At 51.7% G+C, this 26924-nt stretch carries 21 protein-coding genes and 1 pseudogene; 12 read left to right on the forward strand and 10 right to left on the reverse strand.

The window, feature by feature from the left end; all coding sequences use genetic code 11:
* Positions 1–291: 291 nt before the first annotated feature.
* From D6024_RS24005 to D6024_RS24030, 6 genes are all read right to left on the reverse strand, one after another.
* Positions 292–2886: a M1 family metallopeptidase gene (locus D6024_RS24005; protein ID WP_121357363.1), complete on the reverse strand. Its 2595-nt coding sequence runs from the start codon at positions 2884–2886 to the stop codon at positions 292–294.
* A gap of 116 nt (positions 2887–3002) precedes the next feature.
* Positions 3003–3659: a CoA transferase subunit B gene (locus D6024_RS24010; protein WP_121357364.1), complete on the reverse strand. Its 657-nt coding sequence runs from the start codon at positions 3657–3659 to the stop codon at positions 3003–3005.
* An 18-nt stretch (positions 3660–3677) separates the two neighbouring features.
* On the reverse strand, positions 3678–4382 hold the full coding sequence (locus D6024_RS24015; protein WP_121357365.1) for a CoA transferase subunit A: 705 nt from the start codon (positions 4380–4382) through the stop codon (positions 3678–3680).
* A 224-nt stretch (positions 4383–4606) separates the two neighbouring features.
* The gene (locus tag D6024_RS24020) at positions 4607–5623 is read right to left on the reverse strand and encodes an LLM class flavin-dependent oxidoreductase (protein ID WP_121357366.1); all 1017 of its coding nucleotides are present in this window, start codon (positions 5621–5623) and stop codon (positions 4607–4609) included.
* Positions 5624–5686: 63 nt separating this feature from the next.
* Positions 5687–6814 carry an SGNH/GDSL hydrolase family protein gene (locus D6024_RS24025; RefSeq protein WP_121357367.1) on the reverse strand — a complete coding sequence of 376 codons (1128 nt, stop codon included), beginning with the start codon at positions 6812–6814 and terminating at the stop codon, positions 5687–5689.
* 209 nt (positions 6815–7023) lie between these two features.
* Positions 7024–9684: an MGH1-like glycoside hydrolase domain-containing protein gene (locus D6024_RS24030; RefSeq protein ID WP_240410144.1), complete on the reverse strand. Its 2661-nt coding sequence runs from the start codon at positions 9682–9684 to the stop codon at positions 7024–7026.
* A 77-nt stretch (positions 9685–9761) separates the two neighbouring features.
* On the opposite strand from D6024_RS24030, the gene D6024_RS24035 reads away from it, so the two are divergent.
* From D6024_RS24035 to D6024_RS24050, 3 genes are all read left to right on the forward strand, one after another.
* A complete protein-coding gene (locus tag D6024_RS24035) occupies positions 9762–10742 on the forward strand; it encodes a Gfo/Idh/MocA family protein (protein WP_121357368.1) in 981 nt (326 codons plus the stop codon).
* A gap of 114 nt (positions 10743–10856) precedes the next feature.
* Entirely contained in the window at positions 10857–11429 is a 573-nt protein-coding gene (locus tag D6024_RS24040) for a hypothetical protein (protein WP_162944995.1), read from the forward strand.
* Between the two features lie 223 nt (positions 11430–11652).
* Positions 11653–12234, forward strand: coding sequence for a YdeI/OmpD-associated family protein (locus D6024_RS24050; protein WP_121357371.1), 582 nt, complete (start codon positions 11653–11655; stop codon positions 12232–12234).
* A 152-nt stretch (positions 12235–12386) separates the two neighbouring features.
* Here the strand turns inward: D6024_RS24050 and D6024_RS24055 are convergent.
* Positions 12387–13214 (reverse strand): annotated as a pseudogene (locus D6024_RS24055) (class I SAM-dependent methyltransferase); the annotation flags it as partial.
* Between the two features lie 184 nt (positions 13215–13398).
* Here D6024_RS24055 and D6024_RS24060 point away from each other — a divergent pair.
* On the forward strand, positions 13399–13695 hold the full coding sequence (locus tag D6024_RS24060) for a hypothetical protein (protein ID WP_121357373.1): 297 nt from the start codon (positions 13399–13401) through the stop codon (positions 13693–13695).
* Between the two features lie 115 nt (positions 13696–13810).
* Here D6024_RS24060 and D6024_RS24065 read toward each other — a convergent pair whose 3' ends face one another.
* Positions 13811–14899 (reverse strand): TolB family protein, encoded by a 1089-nt coding sequence (locus tag D6024_RS24065; protein WP_121357374.1) that lies wholly within the window; start codon positions 14897–14899, stop codon positions 13811–13813.
* 103 nt (positions 14900–15002) lie between these two features.
* Here D6024_RS24065 and D6024_RS24070 point away from each other — a divergent pair, with 103 nt between their 5' ends.
* The 5 genes from D6024_RS24070 (at position 15003) to D6024_RS24090 (ending at position 20492) form a co-directional block, all read left to right on the forward strand.
* Positions 15003–15767 (forward strand): tetratricopeptide repeat protein, encoded by a 765-nt coding sequence (locus D6024_RS24070; protein WP_121357375.1) that lies wholly within the window; start codon positions 15003–15005, stop codon positions 15765–15767.
* A 123-nt stretch (positions 15768–15890) separates the two neighbouring features.
* Positions 15891–16559: a ribulose-phosphate 3-epimerase gene (gene rpe / locus D6024_RS24075; protein WP_121357376.1), complete on the forward strand. Its 669-nt coding sequence runs from the start codon at positions 15891–15893 to the stop codon at positions 16557–16559.
* Between the two features lie 34 nt (positions 16560–16593).
* Entirely contained in the window at positions 16594–17400 is an 807-nt protein-coding gene (locus D6024_RS24080; protein ID WP_121357401.1) for a class I SAM-dependent methyltransferase, read from the forward strand.
* Between the two features lie 44 nt (positions 17401–17444).
* Positions 17445–19922 (forward strand): carboxypeptidase-like regulatory domain-containing protein, encoded by a 2478-nt coding sequence (locus D6024_RS24085; protein WP_240410145.1) that lies wholly within the window; start codon positions 17445–17447, stop codon positions 19920–19922.
* 183 nt (positions 19923–20105) lie between these two features.
* On the forward strand, positions 20106–20492 hold the full coding sequence (locus D6024_RS24090; protein WP_121357377.1) for a VOC family protein: 387 nt from the start codon (positions 20106–20108) through the stop codon (positions 20490–20492).
* A gap of 22 nt (positions 20493–20514) precedes the next feature.
* Here the strand turns inward: D6024_RS24090 and D6024_RS24095 are convergent, their stop codons facing one another.
* Both D6024_RS24095 and D6024_RS24100 read right to left on the reverse strand, forming a co-directional pair.
* Positions 20515–20994 (reverse strand): hemerythrin domain-containing protein, encoded by a 480-nt coding sequence (locus tag D6024_RS24095; RefSeq protein ID WP_121357378.1) that lies wholly within the window; start codon positions 20992–20994, stop codon positions 20515–20517.
* 41 nt (positions 20995–21035) lie between these two features.
* Positions 21036–21563 carry a DUF6702 family protein gene (locus tag D6024_RS24100; protein WP_162944996.1) on the reverse strand — a complete coding sequence of 176 codons (528 nt, stop codon included), beginning with the start codon at positions 21561–21563 and terminating at the stop codon, positions 21036–21038.
* 141 nt (positions 21564–21704) lie between these two features.
* Here D6024_RS24100 and D6024_RS24105 point away from each other — a divergent pair, with 141 nt between their 5' ends.
* The 3 genes from D6024_RS24105 to D6024_RS24115 all read left to right on the forward strand — a co-directional run bounded on the left by D6024_RS24105 (position 21705) and on the right by D6024_RS24115 (position 26884).
* On the forward strand, positions 21705–22358 hold the full coding sequence (locus D6024_RS24105; RefSeq protein WP_121357380.1) for a HupE/UreJ family protein: 654 nt from the start codon (positions 21705–21707) through the stop codon (positions 22356–22358).
* A gap of 140 nt (positions 22359–22498) precedes the next feature.
* A complete protein-coding gene (locus tag D6024_RS24110) occupies positions 22499–24892 on the forward strand; it encodes a M1 family metallopeptidase (protein ID WP_240410146.1) in 2394 nt (797 codons plus the stop codon).
* A gap of 240 nt (positions 24893–25132) precedes the next feature.
* Positions 25133–26884: a Shedu anti-phage system protein SduA domain-containing protein gene (locus D6024_RS24115; protein WP_121357381.1), complete on the forward strand. Its 1752-nt coding sequence runs from the start codon at positions 25133–25135 to the stop codon at positions 26882–26884.
* The last annotated feature ends 40 nt before the right edge of the window (positions 26885–26924 follow it).

A 26924-nucleotide genomic window follows, 5' to 3' on the forward strand; every position in this document is an offset into this window, starting at 1 on the left:
AGCGGGTTTACGGCCAGCCACAGCAGGGAATCCACCGCCTGCTGTATAAAACATTACACAAAACGGAAATAAGTATCCCCACAAATGCACCCCCCACCGACGGACCCCGCTGCCAATTAATTTGTGGCACCGCATTTGGATAACCAATCTGGCAAGCGCCGGCAGCAGCGAAGACAGATGTGCGAAAGAGCCGGCAAACTGCCCAACTCATTTTTGATCCGTTCCCCCTATGTCGCAATAAAGAAAATGGTGCGAGTTGATTTTGGTGTGAAATGCGCAAAAAGTAGTCTCTTAAAAGGCTACTTTTTCTTTTTCCTTCAATAGCCGCTCTGCCCGGAACAGCGGGTCAGCTGCCTGCAGGATTTTAGCCCTGAGCTTTGGATTGTAAGCCGGGTGCGCCTTTAAAAAGTCCCGCACGATCGCCGCTGCTTCGCTGCTCTGGTAGGCACCGAAGGTGGCTCCCAACCAGCCGGCCGGGAAAAAGATATCACCGGTCAGTTGGATCTCCTGCAACAGGTCGAGACTTTCTTTTAAATAACGGATCGATGTCCGGGCCCGCAACGGGTGGTGCAGGTAGGCCAACGCATCCTGCACCCAGGCTTCCTTTTTTCGAACAGCGATATTTTTCAGCGAGGCAAAAAAGGCGTCGCGGGTTGCAACATCCGCCGACAAGGCCGGCACCAAAAACTGCAGGCGCTGTTTGCGATCGGGATTGGAGATCCGGTCCTGCTGGACAGGCAGGATAGCCGTATCGGGATATTCCTTCAGCGCAAGATTGAGCGCCAGGGCCGTGTAATCATCTTCACTCAGCTTTACACCCCGTGGCGGTGTTTGCTCTTTCCAGACGGCATACAGCGTGTCCAGCGCCGGTTTGCTCAAGGCCAGGTTTTGGTAAGCCTGGAAAAGAATCTTCTTTTTATTCGACAGCGCTTCGTTTTGCATCATCTGCCAAAATGCAGTCTCCAAGCGCTGCACCAGTTGCTGCCTTTCAACTGGAGTAAGCAGCCGCCAGAAAATATCGATACAATACCCGGTGAGCAAACGACTGGTCAGTTCCTCCGGTTCTTTCTCCAATAGAGCCAGACAGGTGGTCAGCAATTCTGCCGGCTTCCGTCCACTCCCGTTGAGCATGTTTTCATATAAATTGATCGAAGCGGCGGCCCGCATAACGGGGTTGGGCAACCGGTCAAGGTGCTGCATGTTCGGGTCAACGGGAAAAACGCCATAGCCCTGCCCGGAGGAATTGAACAGGATATAGTCGGGCAGCGGCCGCCCTTCTGCCCCACCAACAACGACCGACATTTTATTCATGTTGACGGTGAGTTCTTCCACCCTATCCCCGTAAACCAGCGCCAGTTCGAAAAATTGCGGCAGCAGGTAGGATTGCCCCTGTTCGCCTTTTTGTGTAATCGTCAGCCGCGCTATCTTCCCTTTGGCCTTTTGCAGGGAATAATGCAATTGCGGCCTTCCCGGCGTATTCACCCACACTTTGTTCCAGGCCAGCAGGTCGGCCGGCGTACGTTTATCGAGGATCCCGATAAGGTCCGGCCAGGTCGCATTTCCATAACTGTATTGTTTTAAATAGTCCCTTAGCCCATCGCGAAAATTCTCCACTCCCACCAACCGTTCCAGCTGGCGCATCATCACCGGTGCTTTATCGTAAATGATCGGGCCGTATAAGGTGCCGGCTTCCTGCAAGTTGGACAGCGGCTGGCGAATGGGATTTGCCCCGGCCGTCCGGTCCACGGCATAGGCTCGCGGAAAATGCGTCAGCAAAAACTTCAGCTCGTAGTTGCTGCTGTTTTGCGTGCCCTGCGTGATCTTGTCGGCCATGAAATTGGCAAACACTTCTTTCATCCACACATCGTTGAACCATTGCATCGTCACCAGGTCGCCAAACCACATGTGGGCCGTTTCATGGGCGATCAGGTTGCTGCGGGCATTCTCCTGGTCTTTGGTAGCGGCCGAATCTAAAAACAGAGTCGATCCCTTGTAATCGATCGCACCCACATGTTCCATACCGCCATACTGGAAATCCGGTATGCCCGCAAAATCCAGCTTCCGGAAGGGAAACGGGATTTGAGTATAGTCTTCTAAAAAACGAATGGCTTTTTCGTGCCAGCCAAAGATCGTATCCATGCTCAGGCGGATCTTGTTGCTGTCTGTCTCCCGGAACAGGAACTGCATCTCCCGCTCACCTGTTTTTTGCGTTCTTGCTTCAAAGCGGCCAGCCACAAACGAAAACAGGTAGGTACTGAACAAATCCGATTCTTCGTAACGGTAGGTCTTTGTGTCAGCGCTGACGACAGAGTCGGCCAGCGGGGCATTGGCCAGGGCTTTCCAGTCTTTGGGAAGTGTCAGCGTCAGTTGGAATTTGGCCTTCAGGCTGGGTTGATCGAAGCAGGGAAAGACCGTGCGGGCACGGTCGGGCACCAGCAAGGTGTAGAGAAAATCGGCGTTGCGATTGAGCGACAATTCGCCTGCCGTGAAATAAATCGTTACCGTGTTCAGTCCTTCGTGCAGCCACGTCGATTCAACCAATAGGTGTTCGTTTTGAAATTGCTTTTTAACACGCCTGTCATTCACAACAACCGCATGAATCGACGTATCTACTGACTTGAAATCGATCTGTAAAGGCTGTTCATTTTTCTTCCAGTTGAAGGTGATGGTTTCTTCTGCCGGAATCGATTCGGCTTTTGCTGCGGGCACATGAAAATGGATGGCATAATGAAGATCGCTGACAACCTGCTTTCGAAAATTCGCGAGGTTTTCCGGCACGCCGTTTTCGACGGGAAGCGTTGCTTTTTTTTGCGCCAAAGAAAGAAAACAAAAAAGACAGGAACCAAGGATCAGCCATAGTTTCCGGGCAGGAACATCCAATTTCATGGAAGCAAATTAGGGAAAGATGTTGAGTTGAAAGGGCCACTGTCCGACCGGTTGTTCGCAAAAAGAAAAAGGACACGCCACCGGCATGTCCCCGTCAGTTTTTTTGCGGTCCGTTTTTACAATTGCATTTCTTTTATATCGCCCGGCACGATCAGTTGTCCGGCTGTCTTGGCTTTGATTTCGTCGACACTCACACCGGGTGCCCATTCGCGAAGAACAAATCCTTCCCCTGTAATATCGATCACCGCCAAATCGGTCACCACTTTTTTTACGCAGCGAACGCCGGTGAGCGGCAGGGTGCACTGCGGCAAGAGTTTGCTTTCGCCTTTCGGGTTGGTGTGCTGCATGGCCACGATTATGTTTCGGGCCGACGCCACCAGGTCCATCGCGCCGCCCATGCCTTTCACCATTTTGCCGGGTATCTTCCAGTTGGCGATGTCGCCTTTTTCCGACACTTCCATCGCCCCCAAAACGGTCAGGTCGATCTTGCCGGCACGGATCATGCCGAAGCTTTCAGCCGAGTCGAAAAATGCACCGCCGGGAATCACGGTCACCGTTTCTTTCCCGGCGTTGATCAGGTCCGCATCCATTTCGCTTTCGACGGGATAAGGCCCCATGCCCATCATGCCGTTTTCGCTTTGCAGCATGACGAACATCCCTTCAGGAATATAGTTGGATACCAGCGTGGGAATGCCGATCCCAAGGTTCACGTACATGCCATCCTTCAACTCTTGTGCGATACGTTTTGCAATGCCAAATTTATCGAGTGCCATTTCGTTTGTTGTTTGTGTTTAGTTGGCTTTCGCCAGTTGCACGGTTTTCCGTTCGATCCGTTTTTCGTACCCCTTTCCCTGGAAGATTCGGTGCACATACACGCTGGCCACATGAATGTGGTCGGGGTCGAGTTCGCCGGGTTCCACCAGCTCTTCCACTTCGGCAATGGTAACGGTGCCCGCCTTTGCCATCGAAGTGGAAAAATTCCGGGTTGTCTTGCGGAAAACGAGGTTGCCGTACCGGTCGCCCTTCCAGGCTTTCACGAGGGCAAAGTCGGCATGGAGTGCTTCTTCCAGCAGGTATTTTTTCCCGTTGAATTCACGCACTTCTTTTCCCTCCGCCACTTCGGTACCGTAGCCGGCCGGCGTGTAGAACGCCGGAATTCCCATGGCCGCCATCTGGATGCAGGTGGCCAGTGTTCCCTGCGGTATCAGGTCCACCTGCAGTTCGCCGGACAACAACTGCCGTTCAAATTCGGCATTCTCTCCCACGTAGGAGGAAAGCATTTTTTTGATCTGGCGGTTTTGCAGCAAAAGGCCCAGGCCAAAATCATCCACGCCGGCATTGTTGGAAATGCAGGTTAAATTTTTCACGCCCATCTGTTTCAAAACGTTGATGGAATTTTCCGGAATGCCGCAGAGACCGAAACCACCGAGCATCAGCGTTGCCCCGTCCCTGATGTCATGCAAGGCTTCCTGTGCGGAAGAATACACTTTATTCATATAGCGAAGTTATGAGTCAACCCATCGGATGCCGTGAGTTGGTGCAGGTGCTTTTCCACCTGCGGCGAGAAAGATACAGAAACTTGCAATGCAGCCGGGCAAACAAGTGTTCGTTCCAGATTTCCTTTTCAGGTAAAGCCGGTAGCGACCTCACAGGTTTTGAAAACCTGTGAGGTCTGTCCCCATCCGAATGAACACCTGCAAAAAACACTTGTCGTTGTTTGCTACACGTTGGCTGCCCCGGTCTTGAACAACGGCGCCACCATTTCATAGCACCGGATCTTTGCATCCAGGTCAAAGAGGTGTGAAGTGATCATCAACTCGCTGATACCGGTGGACTGCACAAACGCCTGCAGGCCTTCTTTCACCGTGTTGGCACTTCCGACAAATGCATACTGAAGCATGTGCTGCACGGCTGCTTTTTCCGGCTCTGTCCAAAGACCGTCCATTGTGGGAACAGGCGGCTGCAGGGGCCGACGTTTGTTGCGGATCATTCCCAGGATCACCTGGTAAAAAGAGGTGGCAAGAAAAGCCGCTTCCTCGTCGCTGTCTGCCGCAACTACATTTACACAAGCCATGCTGTATGGCTGTTGCAGGTAGCGCGACGGCTTGAACTGCGAATGGTAAATATCCAGCGCTTCGTGGAGGTGAGTGGGTGCAAAATGCGAGGCAAATGCAAAGGGCAATCCCAGCATCGCGGCCAGTTGTGCGCCGTAGGTACTCGAACCCAGGAGCCACACCGGCACCTCAGTTCCTTCACCGGGAATGGCCCGCACACGGGCATCGGGGTCGCGGGGCCCGAGATAAGTCAGCAATTCAACAACATCGTTGGGAAATTCATCCACGTCATTTTTCAGCGAACGGCGCAAGGCCCACGATGTTACCGGGTCGGTACCCGGCGCACGGCCCAGGCCAAGATCGATCCGATTGGGATACAACGATGCCAGTGTTCCAAACTGCTCGGCAATGATGAGAGGAGCATGGTTGGGAAGCATGATACCACCGGCACCCACACGGATGGACTTTGTGCCACCGGCAACATAGCCAATCAGTACGGCCGTTGCCGCCGATGCCACGCTTTCCATGTTGTGATGCTCGGCAAACCAGTACCGTGTATACCCCAGCCGCTCGGCCGCTTGTGCCAGTGCGAGGCCTCGGCGAAAAGCACCTGCCGCCGTTTCGCCTTCCACGATCGTTGCCAGGTCGAGCACGGACACCGGGAGGTTGGAAAGATTGTTCATACCTGTCGTTTTGAAGAAAGAAAGCAAATTACGCTGCGGTCAACCTCGCCGGCCCGCAAACAATTATTGTAACAGGTTTTTAAAGAATGGAATGAGCTCAGCCGCCATGATGCCGTGATCTTCCACGTTGGGATGACCGGAGCAGCCCCTCGCCCTCATGGGTTGAAAGAAGAAAACCGCCACCGGCTTCGCCGAGGGGTACAAGGCATCTATCCTGCCTTTAACGGCAGCCAGGCAGTTTTGTAGCAATATCCTTGCGTCGCCATTGACCATCGGGCTGCTGAGCAGTGCAATCGTTGCGGCAGGATAAATGGTTTTTACCCGTTGCACAAACGAAACATAGGCATTCACGAACCGGGCACTATCGAAAGGCAGCCTTTCCTTTTTGCCGTCGCCACGGCTAAAGTCATTTGTGCCCAAGGCAATGCTAACAATAGCTGGTGTGTAGGTCGCAAAATTCCAGCGCTGCGGATTCCCTTCCTGGAAGTCCAGCTTTTCGTAGACCTGCGGCATGGTAGGGCCATCGCTGTTCCAGTTGCGGTAAATGCCAATGCCGCTCACGCTGCTTAAAAGAAAATTGGCACCCACGGCCCTGGCTACCCGCGGGCCGTAGGCCATGTAGGCATTGTGCTGGTCGTGATAGACACCCGTCCCGCAGGGCACCTCCGACGGATCGGCTGCCGCGCCGCAGGTAATACTGTTGCCAATAAATTCAATCAACGGTGCCTGCGGTTGTTTTAGACCGGTTACATTATGCCCGCTGACTGATTCAATCATAACGGGCCCCGTGTGCGCTTCGGTGGCTTTGTAAATCCATACCATATGCCGGCCGCTGCCCGGGGCCTTCAGCACGACCGGCTCACCGGATTTGGAAGAAACACGAAGCCGTTTTTGATACACGCCATCCATCTCGTACTGGAGGTAGTTGTGATCGAGGTAGGCCGGAACAGACACGATGATGCGGCATTCCGTACCATCGAAACGGAAACCGAAGCCGGAGGCTGAACTGACAAGCGAAAGTTTCTGGTTATCCAGACTGGTGCGGCCAAATGGCTGCAGCGATGTCGCCGGCAACTGGTTTACTTCAGCGGCCGTTTTCCGGGGCCCGGCGCACCCGGCCATGATAAAAAAGAAGATGCTAACAACACCCAACTTTTTTGAAAAGGATCGGTAAGTAAAAGACCTTGTCATACCTGCAACATTACTGAAGATTTACAGCAAAAACGTTGCGACATGGTCGATAGTACCCGGCTTGGGGACCATTTCGAAATGTTTCATTTGCGCAGCCTAGCATAGATGCGGGATCTATGGCTATTTTAAAAAGCGGGCTGACGAAACAACACAATCACTGTGCGCAGGCAGGTAAACCGGATCGAAAGCACCTTTCGATATTCGCATAATCATGAACTTTTTTTCCGTCTCTTTTTAAGCGGGTTTTCCCGCGGCTGCAGCAACTTGGCAATGAGTCCTGTCCAACCGGTTTGATGCGAAGCACCCACGCCCCGGCCATTGTCGCCGTCAAAATATTCGTAAAAGAGAAGGTAGTCTTTGAAATGCGGATCCGTTTGCAGCTTTTTATTGTCACCAAATACCGGTCGGTGTCCCTGTTCATCGGCCAGAAATAACCGGCGCAATCGCCGCGACAGTTCATCCGCAATTTCGTTCAGCGACAGCAACTGCCCGCTGCCGGTTGGGCACTCTACGCGGAAATCGTCGGTGTAGTAATAGTGGAATCGCTGCAGGCTTTCAATCACCAGGTAGTTCACCGGCATCCACACCGGGCCGCGCCAATTGCTATTACCGCCAAAAAGAGCGGTGGTGCTTTCCGCCGGCGTGTATTGTACCGAGAAACACGTTCCGTCGACCCACATTTCGTAGGGGTGATTGAGATGGTATTTTGAAAGTGCACGAACACCGTGGTCACTCAGAAATTCGGTTTCGTCCAGCATGCGTTCGAGGATTTTTTTCATCCGATGGCCACGCAAAAGACTCAGCAAGTGTTTTTCGGTATCGCTTTTTTCCTGCCAGCGCGAAACAAGCGCCGCAAGGTCGGGGCGGTTATCAAGGAACCAATCGAGGCGGCTTCGAAACCCGGGCAGTTTTTCCAACACCGCATGGTCAAGCACCTCCACGGCAAACAGGGGAATAAGGCCCACCATGCTGCGCAATTTGATTTTGCGGTTGCCATCCCTGGGCAGGTGCAGCACGTCGTAATAAAACTGGTCGTCCTCGTCCCACAACCCATCACCATCACCGCTTTTGCTGGCCATGGCGCCGGCGATGTACAGAAAGTGTTCAAAAAACTTCGTCGCCAAATCCTCGTACGCCGGGTTGACCAATGCCAGTTCGAGGGAAATGCGCATCATGTTAAGCGTATACATTGCCATCCAGCTGGTACCATCGGATTGCTCCAGGTAACCACCCGTAGGCAGCGCAGCACTGCGGTCGAAAACACCAATGTTGTCGAGACCCAGAAACCCTCCCTCGAAGATATTGTTGCCCTGTGCATCCTTGCGGTTGACCCACCACGTAAAATTGAGCAACAGCTTGTGAAAAACAGTTTCTAAAAAAAGCACATCTCCCCTGCCTGTCGCAGCCTGGTCGATCTGGTATACCCGCAAAGCAGCCCAGGCATGCACCGGCGGATTGACATCACTGAACGACCATTCGTAAGCGGGCAATTGGCCATTGGGATGCATGTACCAGGCCCTGGTAAGAAGCAACAGTTGTTTTTTGGCAAAGGCCGCGTCCACCATCGACAAGGGGATGCAATGAAACGCCAGGTCCCAGGCGGCATACCAGGGATACTCCCATTTATCCGGCATGGAAATAATAGCCGCGTTGTTCAGGTGCTTCCATTCACAGTTGCGACCATTTTGGCGTTCTGTTGGTGGCGGCACCTGTGCCGGGTCGCCACGCAGCCATTGGTCTACGTCGTAATAGTAAAATTGCTTGCTCCAGAGCATGCCGGCAAAAGCCTGGCGCTGCACCCGCTTCTCTTCATCGGACGCCATCCCTTTTTGCAAAGCGGCGTAAAATTCGTCGGCTTCTTTTTTTCGCTGCGCAAAAATGGCGTCGAAGTCTTCGAAACACTCCCTGGCCGGACCCGCCTGCAGGCGAAATTTTAAACTATAGCTGCCCCCGCCTTTCACCACCAGCTCGTAATCAATGGCGGCTTTGGTGCCTTCCGCGTTGGGGTTAACGGCCGTTTTGTTGCCGTTGACGAGGTAATCGTTGATGCCGTCCTTCGTGTAGGCAGATCCGTTGTCCACCCCGTACAGGCGTTGCAGGTTGGTTTCGTTGTCGCAGAAAAGCAAGGTTCCTTTTTCCTTCGCATGCAGCTGGTAGCTGCCAAGACTTTCATGGGTGATCAGCACTTCGCCCTTGTTCGACGACGTCATTTTGGGCTTGTAGTTATCGTATCCCCAAACCCAGGTGTTGCGGAACCAGATCGTCGGAATGATGTGCAGCGCTGCATCGTTCCGGCCGCGGTTGTGAACGGTAATTTTCACCAGGATATCATCGGCCGACGCCTTGGCATATTCTACAAAAACGTCGAAGTATTCATCGGTGTCGAAGATGCCGGTATCGATCAGTTCGAACTCGGGCTCGAGCCTTGTCCGGCGACGGTTTTCATCGACCAGTCGCTGGTAGGGAAATGCGGCTTGCGGGTACTTGTACAGCATCTTCATGTACGTGTGTGCAGGCGTGGCGTCGAGATAATAATAGAGTTCCTTGACGTCTTCGCCGTGGTTGCCTTCCGGTCCGGCCAGGCCGAAATAGCGCTCTTTGATAATGCTGTCTTTTTTGTTCCAGAGCGCCAGTGCAAAACAAAGAATCTGCTTGTTGTCGCAAATGCCGGCGATGCCTTCTTCTCCCCACCGATAGGCCTTGCTTCGCGCCATGTCGTGCGTGGTAAAGGTCCAGGGCTGCCCATCGGCGCTGTAGTCTTCCCGCACAGTGCCCCATTGGCGGTCCGAAACAAAGGGTCCCCACAGCGTTTCTGCCGTTGCCGCTGAAGGAAGCGTAAGGTTGTCGATCGAATTGCCCGCTTCTGCCATTCCCCTAAATTAATAGCCCGACTGCTTCCAATACAAACTTCGTTTTGTATTGACCACCTGCCTTAGCTTTAGGGGCTATGAACGAAGCCATCATTCGCTGGGGCATTATTGGTTGCGGCGACGTAACCGAAGTAAAGAGCGGCCCCGCTTTCAATAAAGTTCCGCGTTCGAAACTGGTTGCCGTCATGCGGCGCAACGAAGCCAAAGCAAAAGACTATGCCGAACGACATGGCGTGCCCCGCTGGTATGGCGATGCCACAGCCCTTATCAACGACCCCGAAGTTGATGCCGTGTACGTGGCCACACCGCCGCTGCAGCACGAAGAATACACGATGCAGGCCTTGCAGGCGGGAAAACCTGTTTACGTGGAAAAACCCATGGCGATCGACGCAAAGGCTGCCGCACGAATGGCGAAGGCGGCCAACGACAGCGGCGTCAAACTTTGTGTCGCCCATTACCGCCGGCAGCAGCCGCTGTTCCGGAAAGTAAAGTCACTGCTGGAAGAAGGCGCCATCGGCATGCCGCGACTCGTCAATCTTCAGTGCTTACAGCCGCACGACTCGTCGCTCTTCATCCGCACAGAAGAACCCTGGCGTTACGACCCGGCCGTTTCGGGAGGCGGCTTGTTTTACGACCTTGCACCGCACCAGCTCGACCTGATGCTTTACTTCTTTGGCAAGCCCGAAAGGGTGAAAGGCATATCGATCAACGCTGCCGGGAAATACAATGCCGACGATACAACCACCGGCGACGTGCTCTTTCCCAACCAGGTCCTGTTCAACGGCGCCTGGAGCTTTTCCGTTCCCGAAAAAAGGGATCACTGCGAGATCATCGGAACAGAAGGTTCCTTGCAGTTCAAAATTTTTGAGCACCGCGAATTGGTGCTGAAAAAGGAGGACAGTGAAACCCGGTTTGCCTTCGATCCCCTGCCGCATGTGCAGCAGCCCATGATCGAACAGGTGGTGCGGTATTTTCTCGGCGAAGGCCCCAATCCTGACAGCGGCGAGGAAGGTGTGACAGTGATGGAAATGATGGACCGAATGGTGGGAAAAATTTAAATGTATCCCGGCTTCGCATCCAATAGGAAAATATCCTTTCGCGGATAGGAACTTGCATTATGCAAACGTTGGCAACAGTTTTATGGAGACTGCTACTATTTACATCTTATGAGAATGAACAAAATTCTTCTTCTTGTTTTTTCTATTTGTTGCTGTATCATTTCGTGCAAATCAGGTAAAGAAAAAAGTGGTAAAATTATCAGAAGCAGTGTTGTTGACAAAAGCAACTCGGCAACAAATAGAGAAAAACTCTCCTTCGATACAACTAAGATTGCAATTATACCTTATGATACAACCTATTATTGGGTGCTTAAAAACACTTTGCCAATAGAGTTAAAGCAAGATGATTTGCAAATCATAGACAGTTTGCTTTCCGACTGCATTCAGGCTCACAACATTAAGCAAGACGCAACCAAAGAATTTTCAGAATATATTGACTTGAGGAAATACAAATTACAATACCTTCCTTTTGCTGACAAGAAAGGTCGGAGGATGGTTTATGTTAATGGCTTCTGTGATTTTGAAGGCTTTGATTATTGGAAAAGATCGCTGGTAACAGTTAACGATGGAGGTATCTGCTTTTTTCAAGTCTCTATCAATTTAAGCATGGTGAAGTATGAGAGATTATACACTAACGGATATGCACAAAAGAATATCCCATCAGAATCTTTCCAAAATGGTGGTTAAGCGCTAATGTGGAGGTGCAAAACAAAGGTCTCCGTCAAAGCAAAACTCTACTTAAAATACATTGAATATCGCCACTTTGGAAAGCCTTTGGACATCACGACAAATCAATTGAAAAATCACACTTTATGCAACAACAATGCTTTTGACCCGACAATTCGCATTGCAAACAAACTACAAAGACGACTTTTAGCAAGTGTTGAAGCATACCAAAAAAATAAACCGAATGAACCCTAAAGTTGATGCATATCTCAAGAGAGCCGAAAACTGGCAGGAAGAACAGGCGAAACTGCGGAACATCGTTCTTGATTGCGGCCTCACCGAAGAACTGAAATGGGGCGTCCCGTGTTACACGTTTCAGGAAAGTAACGTCGTTTTGATCCATGCGTTTAAAGAGTACTGTGCGCTTTTGTTTTTCAAAGGAGCCCTTCTCAACGATCCCCATGGAATTCTCCTCCGGCAAACGGAGAATGTGCAGGCGGCCCGCCAGGCCCGGTTTAGAAACGTGGGGGAAATTGTTGCGATGGAATCCATTTTGAAAACCTACATCCTCGAAGCCATCGAAGCGGAAAAAGCCGGTTTGCAGGTAGCCTTTAAAAAGACGGCAGAATTCAAGATCCCGGAAGAATTTCAAAAAATAGCCGACAAGACTCCTGCCCTGAAAACCGCTTTCGAAGCCCTGACGCCGGGCCGGCAGCGAGCCTACCTGCTTTATTTTTCGGCACCCAAGCAATCCAGCACCCGCACGTCACGGGTTGAAAAATGCATGCAGCAAATCCTCGATGGAAAGGGATTAAACGACCGGTAACGGTACACGAAAATTCGGGATCGACCATTTGCACTGTTTCCGCATGTTGCACGCCCCTGCCAGCAGTTTTTGCCCGGAAAGAAAGCAAGGCAATGACCCTGTACAACCATACGCTTTCGATGGTTGCAAAATTGCGTTCCGACACGCATAGGTCAGCGCCGGACAGTCACTTTCAGGAACGTAGCCGGAATTGACAACTTCTCGGGATCGGCGCTTTTGTTTTGGCTGACAAACAACGCTTCCAGTTCATGTTGCAGTTCCGATGCTTTCCCGTTCTTCTCCGCCGCGTCAAACGCATTCATTGTCGGACCGTAGTAGTTTCGAAACGAACGAAGAAACTCTGCGGGGCTATAGGAAGCGTGAAATGTAAATGTGCACCGCTCGAAAGAAATATTTTCTTTGGGAATACCGGCATTGCCGAATCGTTCGATCACGTGACTTTCCACTCCCCAGAGCATTGGGCTGACAAAACCCTCCGGCGGCGGCGGCGTGTAGGCGGAGCTGATCTTCAGTATCTGTGCGACCAGTGTCGGGTCACCCGGTATCCAGTTTCCCATCACCATTCTTCCGCCCGGACGTGTCACCCGAACCATCTCTTTCGCAACTTCGAACGGCTTCGGCGCGAACATGGCGCCAAAGATGCTTACGACAAGGTCGAAGCGCTGGTCGTCGATGTCGTGCAAATCGGTTGCATCGCCGTGTTGGAAGGTGCAATTCGCCAGGCCTTCCGCCTCTGCGCGGGCCTTCGCGGCTTCCACCAGGTTGCGTGCAATGTCAACGCCTACAACAGTGGCGCCGCGTTTTGCTTCCGGGATCGCCGTTGTGCCGTCGCCGCAACCGAGATCCAATACGTCAAGACCGTTTGTTATTCCCAGTTGTGCCACCAGCTCGTCGCCGCTTTCCCGCATGGTTTCTGCGATCCGGGTGAAATCGCCTTTTTCCCATAATGCCTGGTTTGGATTCATTGTCGTTTGTATTTGACATTTAAAATAAGACTAATTGCGGGATTGTTTTCTATCACCAACAGAATCGAAAACGTCTATGTACAGGATCATAATATCCGCAATTGAAGTGTAACGGTAAAAGTGTAATTTGGTTTGGGACCGGTGGTTCTGGTATCACCCGTTGCTGTCCCACCGCATTCACAATTAATTCAGCCTTGCTATGATCTACCTGCAAAAAGCCTGGAGCGACCCGATCGAAAACCCCTCACTGGCCGACATCCGTACCGCCATCGCCGAAATGAAGCAAATGGATAATGAACACGGCGCCTTCTGGGTAGTGACCGAAGACGAAGAAATGATCCTGGAAGTCCAAAAGGACCTGCGGGTGACTCTCATCATCTGCGGCGAGATCTGCCGCGAAGCCAAATGCGCCAGCCCCAAACAGGCCGAAGAACTTTTTTCGCGGCTCATCGCCGGCGAATACGAAACGGTGAAGGATGAATTTGAATGCCTCTGAGGGCTTCGCAAAAAAACGGGTCATCTTCGCTTCTGCAGTCTTCAATGCCAGCTATTGCGATATGGAGATAGTATGATATTGGTAACAGAAAATATCGCAATATTCTACTATCCTGCTATTCGTTATAATCGGCCACGAAAATATTGGTATCCCTCGTGCCGCCGTTGTTGCGGTTACTGCAGAAAACAATTCTTTTTCCATCGGGACTGAACATCGGGAAGGCATCAAAGCTTTTGTCGTGACTGATCTTTTGCAGGTGTGTGCCTTCGGCATGCAACGTGTACATGTTGAACGGAAAGCCCCGCTTGTATTCGTGGTTGCTGCAAAAGATCACATTGCCATCGGGTAAAAAATTGGGTGCCCAGTTGGCCTGTCCCAGCGAAGTGATTTGCCGGGCATCGCTGCCGTCGGCATTGGCAATAAACAGTTCCATTTGCGTAGGCGCCACCAGGCCATCCTTCAACAGCGCTTTGTACTCAGTCAGCTCGGCTTCCGATTGTGGCCGGCTGGCCCGCCAGAGGATTTTTTTGCCGTCGCGGCTAAACCAGGCGCCCCCGTCGTAGCCAGGCGTGTTGGTTACCTGCACCACCTTCCCGTTTTGCAGGTCCATCACGTACAGGTCAAGGTCGCCGTTTCGCATCGAGGTAAACAGCATCTTCTTTCCGTCCGGCGAAAGTGTAGCCTCCGCATCATAGCCGGGTGTATCGGTCAGCTTGCGCACGATCTTTCCCTCCAGGTCGGCCATGTAAATATCATAGCTGCTGTACACGGGCCAGATGTATTTGTTGCCGTAACGACTGCGGTCCGGCAGTGGCGGACAGGTGTCGGCGTTTTCATGCGTGGAGGCATAGATGATGTGCCGGTTGTCTTTCGTGAAAAACGGGCAGGTCGTGCGCCCCTTCCCGCTGCTGATCCGCTTGTAAACAAAAGGCTCCCCCGGCGCCGGCACCTTGCCGTAAAAGATCTGGTCGCAGGGAATGCCGTCTTTTACGGATGTACGCTGGAACACAAGGCTTTTGCCGTCGTAGCTCCAATACGCTTCGGCATTGTCGCCGCCAAATGTCAATTGCTGCACGTTGCGGAAATGCGTTTCTTCCGGGTAGTGAACCGTATCGGTTTGTCCCGGCCTGACGTGAACAACCGGCGAGGAAACAGAACAAAGAATAGAACAAAGGACAGGGAAAGCAGCAAGCAGGATTTTCATTGCAGCGGTTTTACTTGCCAAAGCAATGCAAAAATATCGTTGCATGCTGCCGCTTGCCCACAGTTCTTCATTTTCTGAGGCGTCCAGTTCATAGTTTTGAACAATGCTTCGCAAATCCGCCTTTCTCGCCCCCGTAGTCGTTTTTCTTTTGTCGTGCAGCAGCAACGAAGACAAGCCTGCCGGCACACAATCGCCGGAAGTAAAAACCATGGATAGCCTGACGGCCCAGGTCAGCCTGGCCAGGAATTACCAGGAGAAAAAAGACTATGACAAAGCCCTCGCCATTGCGGATGCCATGCTGCAAAAGTTCCCGGGCCAGCTGGACGCCATCGGCATCAAGGCCGACATCTATAAAGCGCAGGGCAGGACCGACGATGCCCTTGCACTTTTGGAAAAAGCCTATGCCCTGCAGCCCCGCGACAAGGAAACGGCCTATAACCTGGCCTACGAATATGCCGACGCCAAAAGCCCGAAAGCGCTTGCACTGACCGACACGCTTGTTAAATACGACAAGACGGAAACCGTTGCCCGCGCCTGGTACATCAAGGCAACCTATTACCGCAACACCGGCCATGCAAAAGAGGCCCTGCGGTTTTACGATTCGTCAACCGTGGCCGATTACAATTTTCTGGACACCTGGTTGGACAAAGGCCAGTTGTTGTTCGGACAAAAAAAATACGAACAGGCCTTGCGCTCCTTTGCCACGGGGCAAAAGCTGGCTCCCGGTGCCGCGGAGTTTTATTTCTGGGTTGCTAAAACGCAGGAAGCAACCGGCAATAAGGCCGATGCAAAAATGAACTACGAACGAGCCTATGCGCTGGACAAAAACATGACCGAAGCCCGGCAGGCGGCGGAGAAGATTCAATAGTTCACATGTTCACTTGTTCGCGAGTTAGGATGGCTTTAAGCAAGATGAATCCCACGTGTGAACGGGTGAACCCGTGAACGCGTAAACTTTCTTCCTAACTTGCCGCCGATTAAAAAACACCACATGCCCATTATTGCGCCCTCACTTCTTGCTGCCAATTTTTTGAGACTGGAAGATGAATGCCACCTGGTCAACGAAAGCGAAGCGGACTGGCTTCATTTTGATGTGATGGACGGACGCTTTGTGCCCAATATTTCCTTTGGCCTGCCGGTGCTGAAAGCGGTGCGCAAAGCCTGCCGCAAATTCATCGACGTTCACCTGATGATCGAGGAGCCGGAGAAGTTTGCAGAGGATTTTAAAAAAGCCGGCGCCGATGGTCTTACGGTTCATTACGAAACCTGCCGGCACCTGCACCGAAACATCCAGCAGATAAAATCGCTGGGTATGCAGGCCGGTGTCGTCATCAATCCCCACACGCCGGTTTTGCTGCTGAACGATATTCTCGAAGATGTGGACATGGTGTTGCTGATGAGTGTCAACCCGGGCTTTGGCGGACAGGCCTTTATTCCTCACACCTACGAAAAGATCCGCGAACTGCGCCGCGCCATCGACGAAAGAGGGCTGCCGGTTAAAATCCAGATCGATGGCGGCGTGACCCTGGAAAACGCTCCCCACCTGGTGGAAGCCGGCGCCGATGTGCTGGTGGCCGGCAACACGGTTTTTTCCTCGCCTGATCCCATGGAAACCATCCGGCAATTAAAGGCTGTGGCGCCCCGCAAGGCGGTGGCCTAAGCCCTGACTCTAACCCTTTGTTTCATTGACCGACATGGAAGAGAAGGAAAGTCATAAAAATCCATTGGAGCCCGGTGCTTCCGCCGCTGGCGGAAAGGCAACGGACCTGTTTTCTGCCGGCGCAGACTCGTATGCCAAATACCGGCCAACCTACCCAAAAGAACTGTACGACTACATCCTGCAGTTCGTCGGAGAGAGAGAGGCCGCCTGGGATTGCGCCACCGGCAACGGACAGGCCGCATCGGCGCTGGCAGCCTGGTTCCATCGTGTTGACGCAACCGACAGCAGCGCCGAACAACTGAAAAGAGCCATTCCTCTTCCCAACGTTCACTACCAGGTGGCAACGGCCGAAAACACGCCGTTTGCCGCAGACAGCTTTGACCTGATTACCGTTGCCACGGCCTACCACTGGCTCAACTGGGAAGCCTTTCACCGCGAAGCCACACGGGTGGGCAAACCCGGTGCCGTCGTAGCGGTATGGGCCTACAACATCCTGCGTTGCGACGACCAACAAATCGATCGGGCCATCCGGGATTTTTATTTCGACGTGATGTATCCGTACTGGGACAAAGAGCGCCGCCATGTAGAGAACGCCTATGCCACCGTGGCTTTCGATTTTTTACCCCTGCCGCCGAAAGAGTTTGCCATTGAAAAGACGTGGTCGAAAGAAGATGTGCTGGGTTATATTTCTACCTGGTCGGCCGTGCAGCATTACGTGGAGCAAAACTGCGCCTCTCCCCTTCCCCTTCTCGAGAAGCCTTTGGCCGAAGCCTGGAAAACAGCAGGGCCGAGAACATTTCGTTTCCCCCTGTTCCTGAAGATCGGGCGGGTCACAAAATAGCAGCGTTGCCCTCAATCGCTTATTTTAGCCCCAAAACCACGCACTTGAACCCGATCCGTCTACAGCTGCTTTTCTTTTTCCTGGTCCTGTCTGCACTTTGCTTTGCACAAAAAAAGAGCGCTACGGTTAGCGGGAAAGTGATGGATGAAAACGAATCGGCGCTGGCCAATGTTTCCGTCGTTATCCTGGGACAACAAAGCGGCGTTCGCACCACCGACTCCGGCACCTTCAGCCTGCGGGTACCGGCCGACAAAGCCTTTGCGTTGGTGTTTTCGTTTTCGGGCTATAAAACAACGCAGCAAAACTTTTTACTGGCCGAAGGCGAACAGGAAACCGTCACGGTGCGCCTCGAGCCCGGCGCCGGTGCATTGGAAGAAGTGGTGATCCGCGACCAACGGGAACGCACTGAAGTCGGCCTGATTCGTCCCAACCCCAAATCCATCATCAATCTGCCCTCGCCAGTGATGGGCGTGGAAAGTGCGCTGAAAGTTTTCGTCGGCTCCAACAACGAACTGACCTCGCAGTACAATGTGCGGGGCGGCAGCTACGACGAAAACCTGGTGTACGTAAACGATTTTGAGATCTACCGTCCCTACCTGGTGCGCAGCGGCCAGCAGGAAGGGTTAAGTTTTATCAACCCGCAGCTTGTCCGCAACATCAGCTTTTACAACGGCGGCTTTTCGGCCCGCTATGGCGACAAAATGAGTTCGGTGCTCGACATCCAGTACAACACGCCAAAAAAATTTGGCGGCTCGGCCTATGTCAGTCTTTTGGAGCAGGGCGTGCATCTCGAAGGTGCCAACGGCCGGTTCACCTACCTTGTTGGTGCCCGCAACCGCAGCAACCGCAACCTGCTCAGCAGCCAAGAAACGGTGGGCTCCTATGTCCCTTCCTCCTCCGATGTGCAGGGCCTCCTGACCTACCGGTTCAGCGACAGGTGGAATGCAGAACTGCTCGGCAACGTATCGGCCACCCGCTTTTCGCTGGTGCCGCAAAGCAGCCAGCTCACCTCCAGCGTTTTTTCGCCTTTCTTTACGGCCAACCTCGGCGTGGACATTTATTTCGACGGCCGCGAAAAGGACCGGTACAACACCGGCATGCTGGGACTGGCCACGACTTTCCAGGCCACGCAAAACCTCAAACTCAAATGGCTGGTTTCGCGGTTTGAAAACAACGAGGAAGAAAATATCGACATCACAGGTGCCTATCTTTTCGGCGACCGCAATTTTGATAAAACCTCCTCTTCGTTTGGGCTGATCGTGAACCCGCTCGGCGCGGGTCTTTACCAGAATTTTGCCCGCAACCGGCTGAACATCGTCGACTACAACGTTTCGCACAAAGGAAGTTTTTCGAAAAACAATCACCTGTTTCAATGGGGACTTGGCTACGACCGGACGCTGATCAACGATCGTTTGAATGAATGGGAATATCAGGATTCGGCCGGCTATTCTCTACCCTACAACCCGGGCTTTTTGCAATTGAACAAGGTATGGAAATCGGCCGCCGAAATCCAGGTCAATAAATTCAACGGGTATGTGCAGGACAACATGGTTTGGAACGGTCATAAGGGCACGTACACTTTGCAGGGTGGCCTGCGGTTCAATTACAATGACCTGAACAAAGAATGGCTGCTTTCGCCCCGCGTGGGTTTTTCGTGGAAACCCGCTTCGAAAAAAGACATGGTTTTTCGCCTGGCCGGCGGCGCTTATCACCAACCGCCGTTCTACCGCGAACTGCGCCGCTACGACGGCAGCGTGAACACTGCCCTCAAAGCCCAGCGAAGCTGGCAGGGCGTGGTTGGCTTTGATTACAACTTTGCCGCGTTCAACCGGCCGCTCCGCCTCACCACCGAAGCCTATTACAAACACATGACGAACGTGGTTCCGTACGATATCGACAACGTGCGGCTTCGCTATTTTGGCGAAAACAACGCAAAGGCGTATGCGACGGGTGTGGAGATGCGCCTTTTTGGCGAACTGGTAAAGGACGCGGAAAGCTGGGTGAGCCTGGGCCTGATGCGCACACGGGAAAACCTTACCGGCGATGTATACACGGTTTACAAAACCGATTCGCTGAACCGTCCCGTGGACAGCAGCACGGTGGAAGGCGGCTGGTTTCGCCGGCCCACCGACCGCACGATCACATTCGGAATGTTTTTCCAGGACTACCTGGCCACCAACAAGAATTTCAAGGTTTATATCAATTCGCTCTACGGCACCAACCTGCCGTACAACATCCCGGGCAGTGTTCGTTACCGCAATGCCCTGCGCATCGATCCCTACATCCGCGTGGACATTGGCTTCAGCGCCCTGCTGATGGACAGCGAAAAAAGCAACCGCCGCAGCCACTCGCCCTTTCGCAATTTCGATAACATCTGGGCAAGCCTCGAGATCTTTAACCTCATCGACCGGTCGAATACCATCTCTTACCAGTTGATCAAAGATTTTTCCAACAACATTTTTACCCTGCCCAACCGGTTGACACCACGCCTGGTGAATTTTAAGATCGTGGCCAGGTGGTAAGTGCCTTGATCTTTTTATGCGAAACCCGTCCCTGCTCTCCGCGGGTGCAGACAACCGTTAGGCGCTCCTTCCAGGGAGGGGAGCAACAAGGAGAAGACATTGCCTGAAACGGCGCAGGGGTAGGTTTGAAAGAACCCGCTCATGTGTTTTGCAAACCGCTACCTTTAAGTCAAATCAACAACCATGAAAATTCGCATTACCAGTGTACCGGTCGACGACCAGGAAAAGGCCCTGCAGTTTTACACGGAGAAACTGGGATTCGTCAAAAAAACGGATGTCCCTGCCGGTGAATACCGCTGGCTCACTGTGGTGTCGCCGGACGAAACGGAAGGCGTGGAACTGCTGCTCGAGCCCATGGGATTTGCTCCCTCCAAAACCTACCAGCAAGCCCTGTACAATGCCGGCATCCCTTACACGTCGTTCCAGGTGGAAGACATGGCGAAAGAAAAGGAACGACTCGAAGGCCTTGGTGTCGTGTTCCGCTCGCAGCCTGCAAACATCGGCCCCGTCGTGATCGCCATGATCGAAGACACCTGCGGCAACCTGATCCAGTTGCTGCAGAAAGTTTGATTTTACGGGTGCCGGAGTGCATTTATTTATCTGCCAGCCAGAACTGATTTTCCCAGGCCGTGTGCGGCCTCGTTTTCACCAGTTCGGTGTAAATGCTTTCCATTGCCACCGGGGGAATGAGCTTTTCGGCATGCGGGAAAAATGTTCGCTCCTCAAAGCGGATGTGCTTATCCAATCCATTGGCAAGCTGCAAAAAAATGTCCTCGTCGGCGACCATTTCGCAAAGCCGGACAAGGGCTTCCAATTCCTGGTGCTCGTCGATCATTTGGGCCACCAGCGCATCGTTTTCCTGCAGGTGCGGCGCCAGCACTTCTTCCTCTTTGCGAAAATGTTCCTGCAGTTCGGCCTTCCAGAACCAGCGGATAAAATCGGCAATCAGCCGGTGGTCGGTCCCTTTGCGGAGCCCCTGTTTGATCTTCCAGGCAAACAACAATCCTTCGTGGTGATCCTTGGAAAGCGGTACCAGCTCCTTGCTTCGTTTAATGGGTTTCGGTTGATCCATGCGTTGAAAGTTTGAAGCACATGCAACGGTGAATGCCCGTCTCAAAAACGGAAGCCTGCCTTGCTGGCCGGGTAATCCAGCTTGGTGCTTTGGCGTTTGCCATTCACGGTTACATGCATGATATTGATTTGTTCCGTTTGAAAATCGTGGAGCAGCGTGTTCACGGCGTCGAGCTGTTTGACGGATGGAATGTTGGTCACTTCAAAATAAGCATAGGCCGATTCCTTTTCCTTTTCGTACCCGATATAGGCCAGCTTTACCGGCCGGCCGTCGGCCAGCAACTGCAGGTGTTTGTTAATATAGTCGGGAATGAAGCGATCGAACGAGGCTTTGTCTTTGGCAGCGCCAATATCCAGGTGTGCAGCATACGCTTTTTCGAGTGTCTGCTCAAAATCGTCGGCAAAAAATTTACAACTAACCTCCAGCGATTTGGCGGCGGCATTGTGGCTGACCTCCGTAACGGAAATATAGAACGGGTGCGGCGGCGCGGCAATGGCTGTATTCGTTTTCGCAGGGCCGAACGGCAGCAAAAGGGCAAAGGACAAAAGGTGCAAGAAAAATCCCATCATGTTTCATTTGGCGTGTGCAAACAAATTTCTGCTTTATTTTGGCCCGCCCCTTTCATTGAAAGGTTAAATCTTGATGGCAACTGACAGGTGACGGTGCACACCGGCTGTCGCCTGTCAACCATCATCCGTCATCTTTATTTCATGAATGATTTTCGCTTTTACTTCGGGCTGGGATGGCAACACATCATCACCATCGAAGCCCTGGACCATATCCTGTTCATCGCCGCCCTGGCGGCCATCTATATGCTGAAAGACTGGAAACAGGTGCTCCTGCTTGTTACGGCCTTTACCATCGGTCACACCGTTACGCTGGTGCTGAGCACGAAGGAGTGGGTCGTGGTTGCCGACAGCCTGGTGGAATTCCTGATCCCCTGCACCATTGTTGTCACCGCGATTTCCAACCTGTTTCAAACGCGTTTTACACCCCGGTCCATCCGGATCAACTATGCGCTGGCACTTTTCTTCGGGCTCATTCACGGTCTTGCCTTTGCCAACACCCTGCGGATGATCCTTGCAACCGATCAAAGCTTTGCCCTGTCTATGTTTAGTTTCAGCGTGGGTTTGGAATGCGGCCAAATCCTGATTGTTCTCTTACTTTTGCTGCTTTCGCAGTTTTTTATCGGCCTGCTGAAAATCGATCGCCGGCACTGGGTGATCTTTCTTTCGGCGGCGGTCTTCAGCATCGCCCTGGAAATGGCGCTGCAGCGCTGGCCCGGTAAAGAAAAAGCGACTGCCCGCCAAAACATTCTGCCCAAAAAGAAAGAAACAACGATTTTTACAAATTGCCTGTTGTGAAACGGCAACACCGCTCCGATTGACCGGCAGTGGCAGAGTTTATCCCGCCAGAGGGGGGACTCCGTTCAACAACAGTGCATCGGTGAAACAATTTTTAGTCCGATCAATAAACACAAAAACGAAACGCTCCAAAATCGCACATGATGAAGGCAAACAAGAAAAGCACATTTTTCCTCCTGGCCGGCATGGCCCTTGCCGCAGCCGGGTCGGCGCAAAACATCAGCAACAATTCAACCTCGAACCACGGGAACAAGTTCGAGCAGTTGGGCACCATCCTGCCCACACCGAACGAATACCGTACGGCCAGCGGTGCTCCCGGTCCGAAGTACTGGCAGCAGCGGGCCGACTACGACATCAAGGCCACACTGGATGAAAAAGCCCTGAAGCTGACCGGCGCCGAAACCGTCACCTATCACAACAACTCCGGCGACCCCCTCGCCTACCTCTGGCTGCAGCTCGACGAGAACGAGCACAGCTCCGTGAACAACGCCGGTTACCCCAGCAGCAACACGATGCCCAAAAGGGCCGATGCGCAGGAACTCCTGAGCATGGAGGAAAAGGGCGACAACGGTTTCGGCGTGAATATCGTGAAGCTGACCGATGCGGCCGGCAAGCCGCTCCGCTACACCGTGAACAAAACCATGATGCGGGTAGAGTTGCCCCAGCCGCTGAAACCCGGTGGCGTGTTTACCTTCCGCTGCGAGTGGAACTACCGCATCACCGACCGCATGGTGCAGGGTGGCCGTGGCGGTTACGAATATTTTCCGCAGGACGGCAACTACCTCTTCACGATGTCGCAATGGTATCCCCGCCTTTGCGTGTACAGCGATTTCCAGGGCTGGCAGAACCACCAGTTTACGGGTCGTGGCGAGTTTGCCCTCACCTTCGGAAATTTTAAAGTGCAGATGACCGTACCGGCCGACCACGTGGTGGGTTCAACCGGCGTTGGACAGAACTACCAGCAGGTGTTGTCGCCGGCCCAGTACAGCCGCTGGCAAAAAGCGCAGACAGCCAAAGAACCCGTGGAGATCGTCACGCTGGCCGAAGCACAGGCGGCGGAAAAGGCCAGGGCCACCGCCACCAAAACCTGGATATTCAAAGCCGACAGTGTTCGCGACTTTGCCTGGACATCGAGCCGCAAATTCGTGTGGGACGCCATGCCGGCCAACATTGAAGGCAAAAAGGTGATGTGCATGTCGTTCTACGGCAAGGAAGCCTATGGCCTCTACCGCAAGTTCTCCACCAAGGCCGTGGCCCATACCATCAAAACCTATTCTGATTTCACCATTCCTTACCCCTATCCCGTGGCGCAGAGCGTGGAAGCCGCCAACGGCATGGAGTACCCGATGATCTGCTTCAACTACGGCCGTACCGAAAAAGACGGCACCTATACCGAGGCGACCAAGTACGGTATGCTGGGTGTGATCATTCACGAAGTGGGACACAACTTCTTCCCGATGATCATCAACAGCGACGAACGCCAGTGGACCTGGATGGACGAGGGTCTGAATACCTTTGTGCAGTTCCTGACCGAACAGTTGTGGGACAACAATTTCCCCTCCCGCCGCGGACCGGCCTACAACATCGTCGACTACATGAAGCTGCCCAAAGACAAGCTGGAACCCATCATGACCAACTCCGAAAACATCGAGCAGTTTGGTCCGAATGCCTATGCAAAACCGGCAACAGGCCTGAACATTCTCCGCGAGACCATCATGGGCCGCAAGCTGTTCGACTATGCCTTTAAGACCTATGCACGCCGCTGGGCCTTTAAGCATCCTACACCGGCCGATTTCTTCCGCACCATGGAAGACGCCAGCGGTGAGGACCTCGACTGGTTCTGGAGAGGATGGTTCTACAGCACCGACGTGGTGGACATTTCGCTCGACTCCGTGAAAGTGGCCAAAGCCGACCTGGATGCAGAAATCCCCGCCAGCCTGAAGGAAAGAACCGAAACGGCGAAACTGGCAGCGCCGATGGTGAATGTGCCCACCGACATTTCCCGCCTGCGTAACCTGCAGGATCCGAACATCCGCTTCCAGACCGACGTGGATACCAGCCTGCGTGATTTTTACTGGAAGTACGACCGTGGCATTATTCCCTACGATTCTTCCGTGTTCTCCATCACCGTGCCCACACGGGCCGAAAAGCTGGACGCCGCTACAAGAGAAAAACTGCAGAACAAGTTTTTCTACGAGTTAAGCTTCAGCAACAAGGGCGGACTGCCCATGCCCATCATCGTTGAATGGACCTACAAGGATGGCAGCAAGGAAGTGGACCGCATCCCGGCCCAGGTATGGCGCCACAACGAAAATAACGTGACGAAGTTTTTTGCCAAGGACAAGCAGGTAACAGCGATCCGTCTCGACCCCATGCGGGAAACAGCCGACATCGACGAAAGCAACAATAGCTGGGGCAGCGTGGCAGCGGAACCCAGCCGCCTGCAGGTGTTTAAAATGAAACAGGGCGCCGGCCGCGGGCAATCCACCGGCACCAACCCGATGCAGAAAGCTGCAGCCAAAGGCGCTTTTTAAGAAAAGCCGAAACCAACAAAAAACCACTCTTGCAAAAGGGTGGTTTTTTTATTGGCTGATCGTGAAAGACGTCGCAAGGTTTATGCCGGTGAGGTATAGCCGCGTGAAGAAAAACAGGTGACATCGGTCAGTTGCAAACGCTTCTATTCACTTAGAAATGTTTTGTATATTTCGGTATTCATTAATACAACTGTTGGCAGTAACGCTAACAAAATTGTACAATCATACTAACTGACTAAAATGAGTAAAGCGAACCTCAAGGTTGACACTCGTTTAACCTCAATTCTAGGAGAGAGCTACCGCTCGACAGAATATGCACTGAAAGAACTAGTTGATAATTCATGGGACGCTGATGCAGAAAATGTGTGGATAACACTTCCTGAGCCATTTACACTTGACCCAATTATTATAAAAGATGATGGTTCTGGTATGACTGAAAAGGAGTTAAGAAATGAATATCTCTTTATTGCTAATAGCCGAACTTCAAGGAAAGGGGAAAGAACTCCTTCAAAAAATCGTCAAGTTAAGGGTAAGAAAGGCATTGGAAAATTTGCTGGATTGACAGTTGGCAATTTAATGACCTTGACTACTATTGCAAGAGGCACTAAAACAACAGTATCAATAAATAAAGAAGAAATATTAAAGTCGAAAAGAGATTTGGAAGATGTTGATTTGATAATTACATCCGAAACATTTGATGAAAATATCCACGGTACAGAAATTAAATTAACACAGTTACATCAAAATTTCAGCTTTCCTAATTCTGAACGACTTAAACAAATCCTCGTTTTAGAATTTGGCAGACAGAATGATTTTAGAGTTTTTGTTAATGGTGAGCAAACTGATGTTGAAAATATTCCAGGCAGTACCCTTATAGAAATTCTAAATATTCCTGAAGTTGGAGAAGTAAAGTTCAAATGCACTGTAAGCGAAAAGCCGATTAAGCACTCCGGTGTTGCAATAAGAGTTGATGGAAAAATAATTGGCAGGCCTGAAAGTTTTGGTTTAGAAGACAATGAAGAAATTCCTCGAAAGTTAACCAAGCATGTTTATGCAGAAATAGAAGTAAATGGATTAAAAGATGATGTTACTGCAGACTGGGGTGCTATCATAGAAAATAGTACAGCATTTCAAAAAGTTCAAGAAATTATCAAACCTAAAATAGAGGACCAACTCAAAGCAGAGTTTTACCAACAAGTAAACGCACAGAAAGCTCGACTTGCTAAGAAAATCAATCTAGAACTTTCAAAACTTCCAGAGCACAGGCGAAAGTTTGCACAAACAGCTTTAGATAAAGTGCTTAAACGTTTTTATGAAAGCAATGAAAAAGCTGACACGATAATATCGGTCGTACTTGACGCATTCGAGAAAGACGACTACTTTGAGGTGCTTGCAAATATTGATGATTGTATGGACAGCGATATCTCAAGTTTTGCCGAAGCACTTTCAGACTTTGGAATATTGGAAATGTCTCTGATAGCCAGACAAGCCCAAAGTAGAAACCGATTTCTAGACTACTTTGACCGACTTACAAATAACATGGAAGTTCAGGAAAAGGATGTTCATAAAACTCTTGAACACAATCTTTGGGTGTTCGGCAATAATTACTCTCTTATGAGCTCAAATGAAACTTTGAAAAGCATTGTAAAAAAGTATTGTGATAAAGAGTTTCAGGGTGACCGAGCTAATAGGAGACCAGACCTCCTTCTCTCAGAAGGCCAGAATGGCAAGTATCTTTTGATTGAATTCAAACGACCATCTCATACCATTTCCAGAGACGACGAAAATCAAGCGGAGAAGTATCGTGATGACCTATTTCAATATTTGGGAAAAGTGCCGATGGAAATTATTGTAGCAGGTGGGAAAGTTGACAATAGAATTGATAAAGATTTTATTGGCAAAGGAATTCAGTTATTAAGTTTTAGCAAGGTAATTAGTTCAGCTAGAACACAACTTACTTGGCTATTGAAAGAATTGACACAACCTGTCTAAAAACAGAAAGCAGATGCAGACAACACTGGTTTACTGTTAT

The sequence above is a fragment of the Flavisolibacter nicotianae genome, assembly GCF_003628535.1.
Taxonomy (GTDB): Bacteria; Bacteroidota; Bacteroidia; order Chitinophagales; family Chitinophagaceae; genus Flavisolibacter; species Flavisolibacter nicotianae.

Excerpts from the sequence above, each read along its gene's own strand:
- D6024_RS24005 (WP_121357363.1), bottom strand. The coding sequence starts at position 2,886 with ATGAAATTGGATGTTCCTGCCCGGAAACTATGGCTGATCCTTGGTTCC.
- D6024_RS24010 (WP_121357364.1), bottom strand. The coding sequence starts at position 3,659 with ATGGCACTCGATAAATTTGGCATTGCAAAACGTATCGCACAAGAGTTG.
- D6024_RS24015 (WP_121357365.1), bottom strand. The coding sequence starts at position 4,382 with ATGAATAAAGTGTATTCTTCCGCACAGGAAGCCTTGCATGACATCAGG.
- D6024_RS24020 (WP_121357366.1), bottom strand. The coding sequence starts at position 5,623 with ATGAACAATCTTTCCAACCTCCCGGTGTCCGTGCTCGACCTGGCAACG.
- D6024_RS24025 (WP_121357367.1), bottom strand. The coding sequence starts at position 6,814 with ATGACAAGGTCTTTTACTTACCGATCCTTTTCAAAAAAGTTGGGTGTT.
- D6024_RS24030 (WP_240410144.1), bottom strand. The coding sequence starts at position 9,684 with ATGGCAGAAGCGGGCAATTCGATCGACAACCTTACGCTTCCTTCAGCG.
- D6024_RS24035 (WP_121357368.1), top strand. The coding sequence starts at position 9,762 with ATGAACGAAGCCATCATTCGCTGGGGCATTATTGGTTGCGGCGACGTA.
- D6024_RS24040 (WP_162944995.1), top strand. The coding sequence starts at position 10,857 with ATGAACAAAATTCTTCTTCTTGTTTTTTCTATTTGTTGCTGTATCATT.
- D6024_RS24050 (WP_121357371.1), top strand. The coding sequence starts at position 11,653 with ATGAACCCTAAAGTTGATGCATATCTCAAGAGAGCCGAAAACTGGCAG.
- D6024_RS24060 (WP_121357373.1), top strand. The coding sequence starts at position 13,399 with ATGATCTACCTGCAAAAAGCCTGGAGCGACCCGATCGAAAACCCCTCA.
- D6024_RS24065 (WP_121357374.1), bottom strand. The coding sequence starts at position 14,899 with ATGAAAATCCTGCTTGCTGCTTTCCCTGTCCTTTGTTCTATTCTTTGT.
- D6024_RS24070 (WP_121357375.1), top strand. The coding sequence starts at position 15,003 with ATGCTTCGCAAATCCGCCTTTCTCGCCCCCGTAGTCGTTTTTCTTTTG.
- rpe (WP_121357376.1), top strand. The coding sequence starts at position 15,891 with ATGCCCATTATTGCGCCCTCACTTCTTGCTGCCAATTTTTTGAGACTG.
- D6024_RS24080 (WP_121357401.1), top strand. The coding sequence starts at position 16,594 with ATGGAAGAGAAGGAAAGTCATAAAAATCCATTGGAGCCCGGTGCTTCC.
- D6024_RS24090 (WP_121357377.1), top strand. The coding sequence starts at position 20,106 with ATGAAAATTCGCATTACCAGTGTACCGGTCGACGACCAGGAAAAGGCC.
- D6024_RS24095 (WP_121357378.1), bottom strand. The coding sequence starts at position 20,994 with ATGGATCAACCGAAACCCATTAAACGAAGCAAGGAGCTGGTACCGCTT.
- D6024_RS24100 (WP_162944996.1), bottom strand. The coding sequence starts at position 21,563 with ATGATGGGATTTTTCTTGCACCTTTTGTCCTTTGCCCTTTTGCTGCCG.
- D6024_RS24105 (WP_121357380.1), top strand. The coding sequence starts at position 21,705 with ATGAATGATTTTCGCTTTTACTTCGGGCTGGGATGGCAACACATCATC.
- D6024_RS24110 (WP_240410146.1), top strand. The coding sequence starts at position 22,499 with ATGATGAAGGCAAACAAGAAAAGCACATTTTTCCTCCTGGCCGGCATG.
- D6024_RS24115 (WP_121357381.1), top strand. The coding sequence starts at position 25,133 with ATGAGTAAAGCGAACCTCAAGGTTGACACTCGTTTAACCTCAATTCTA.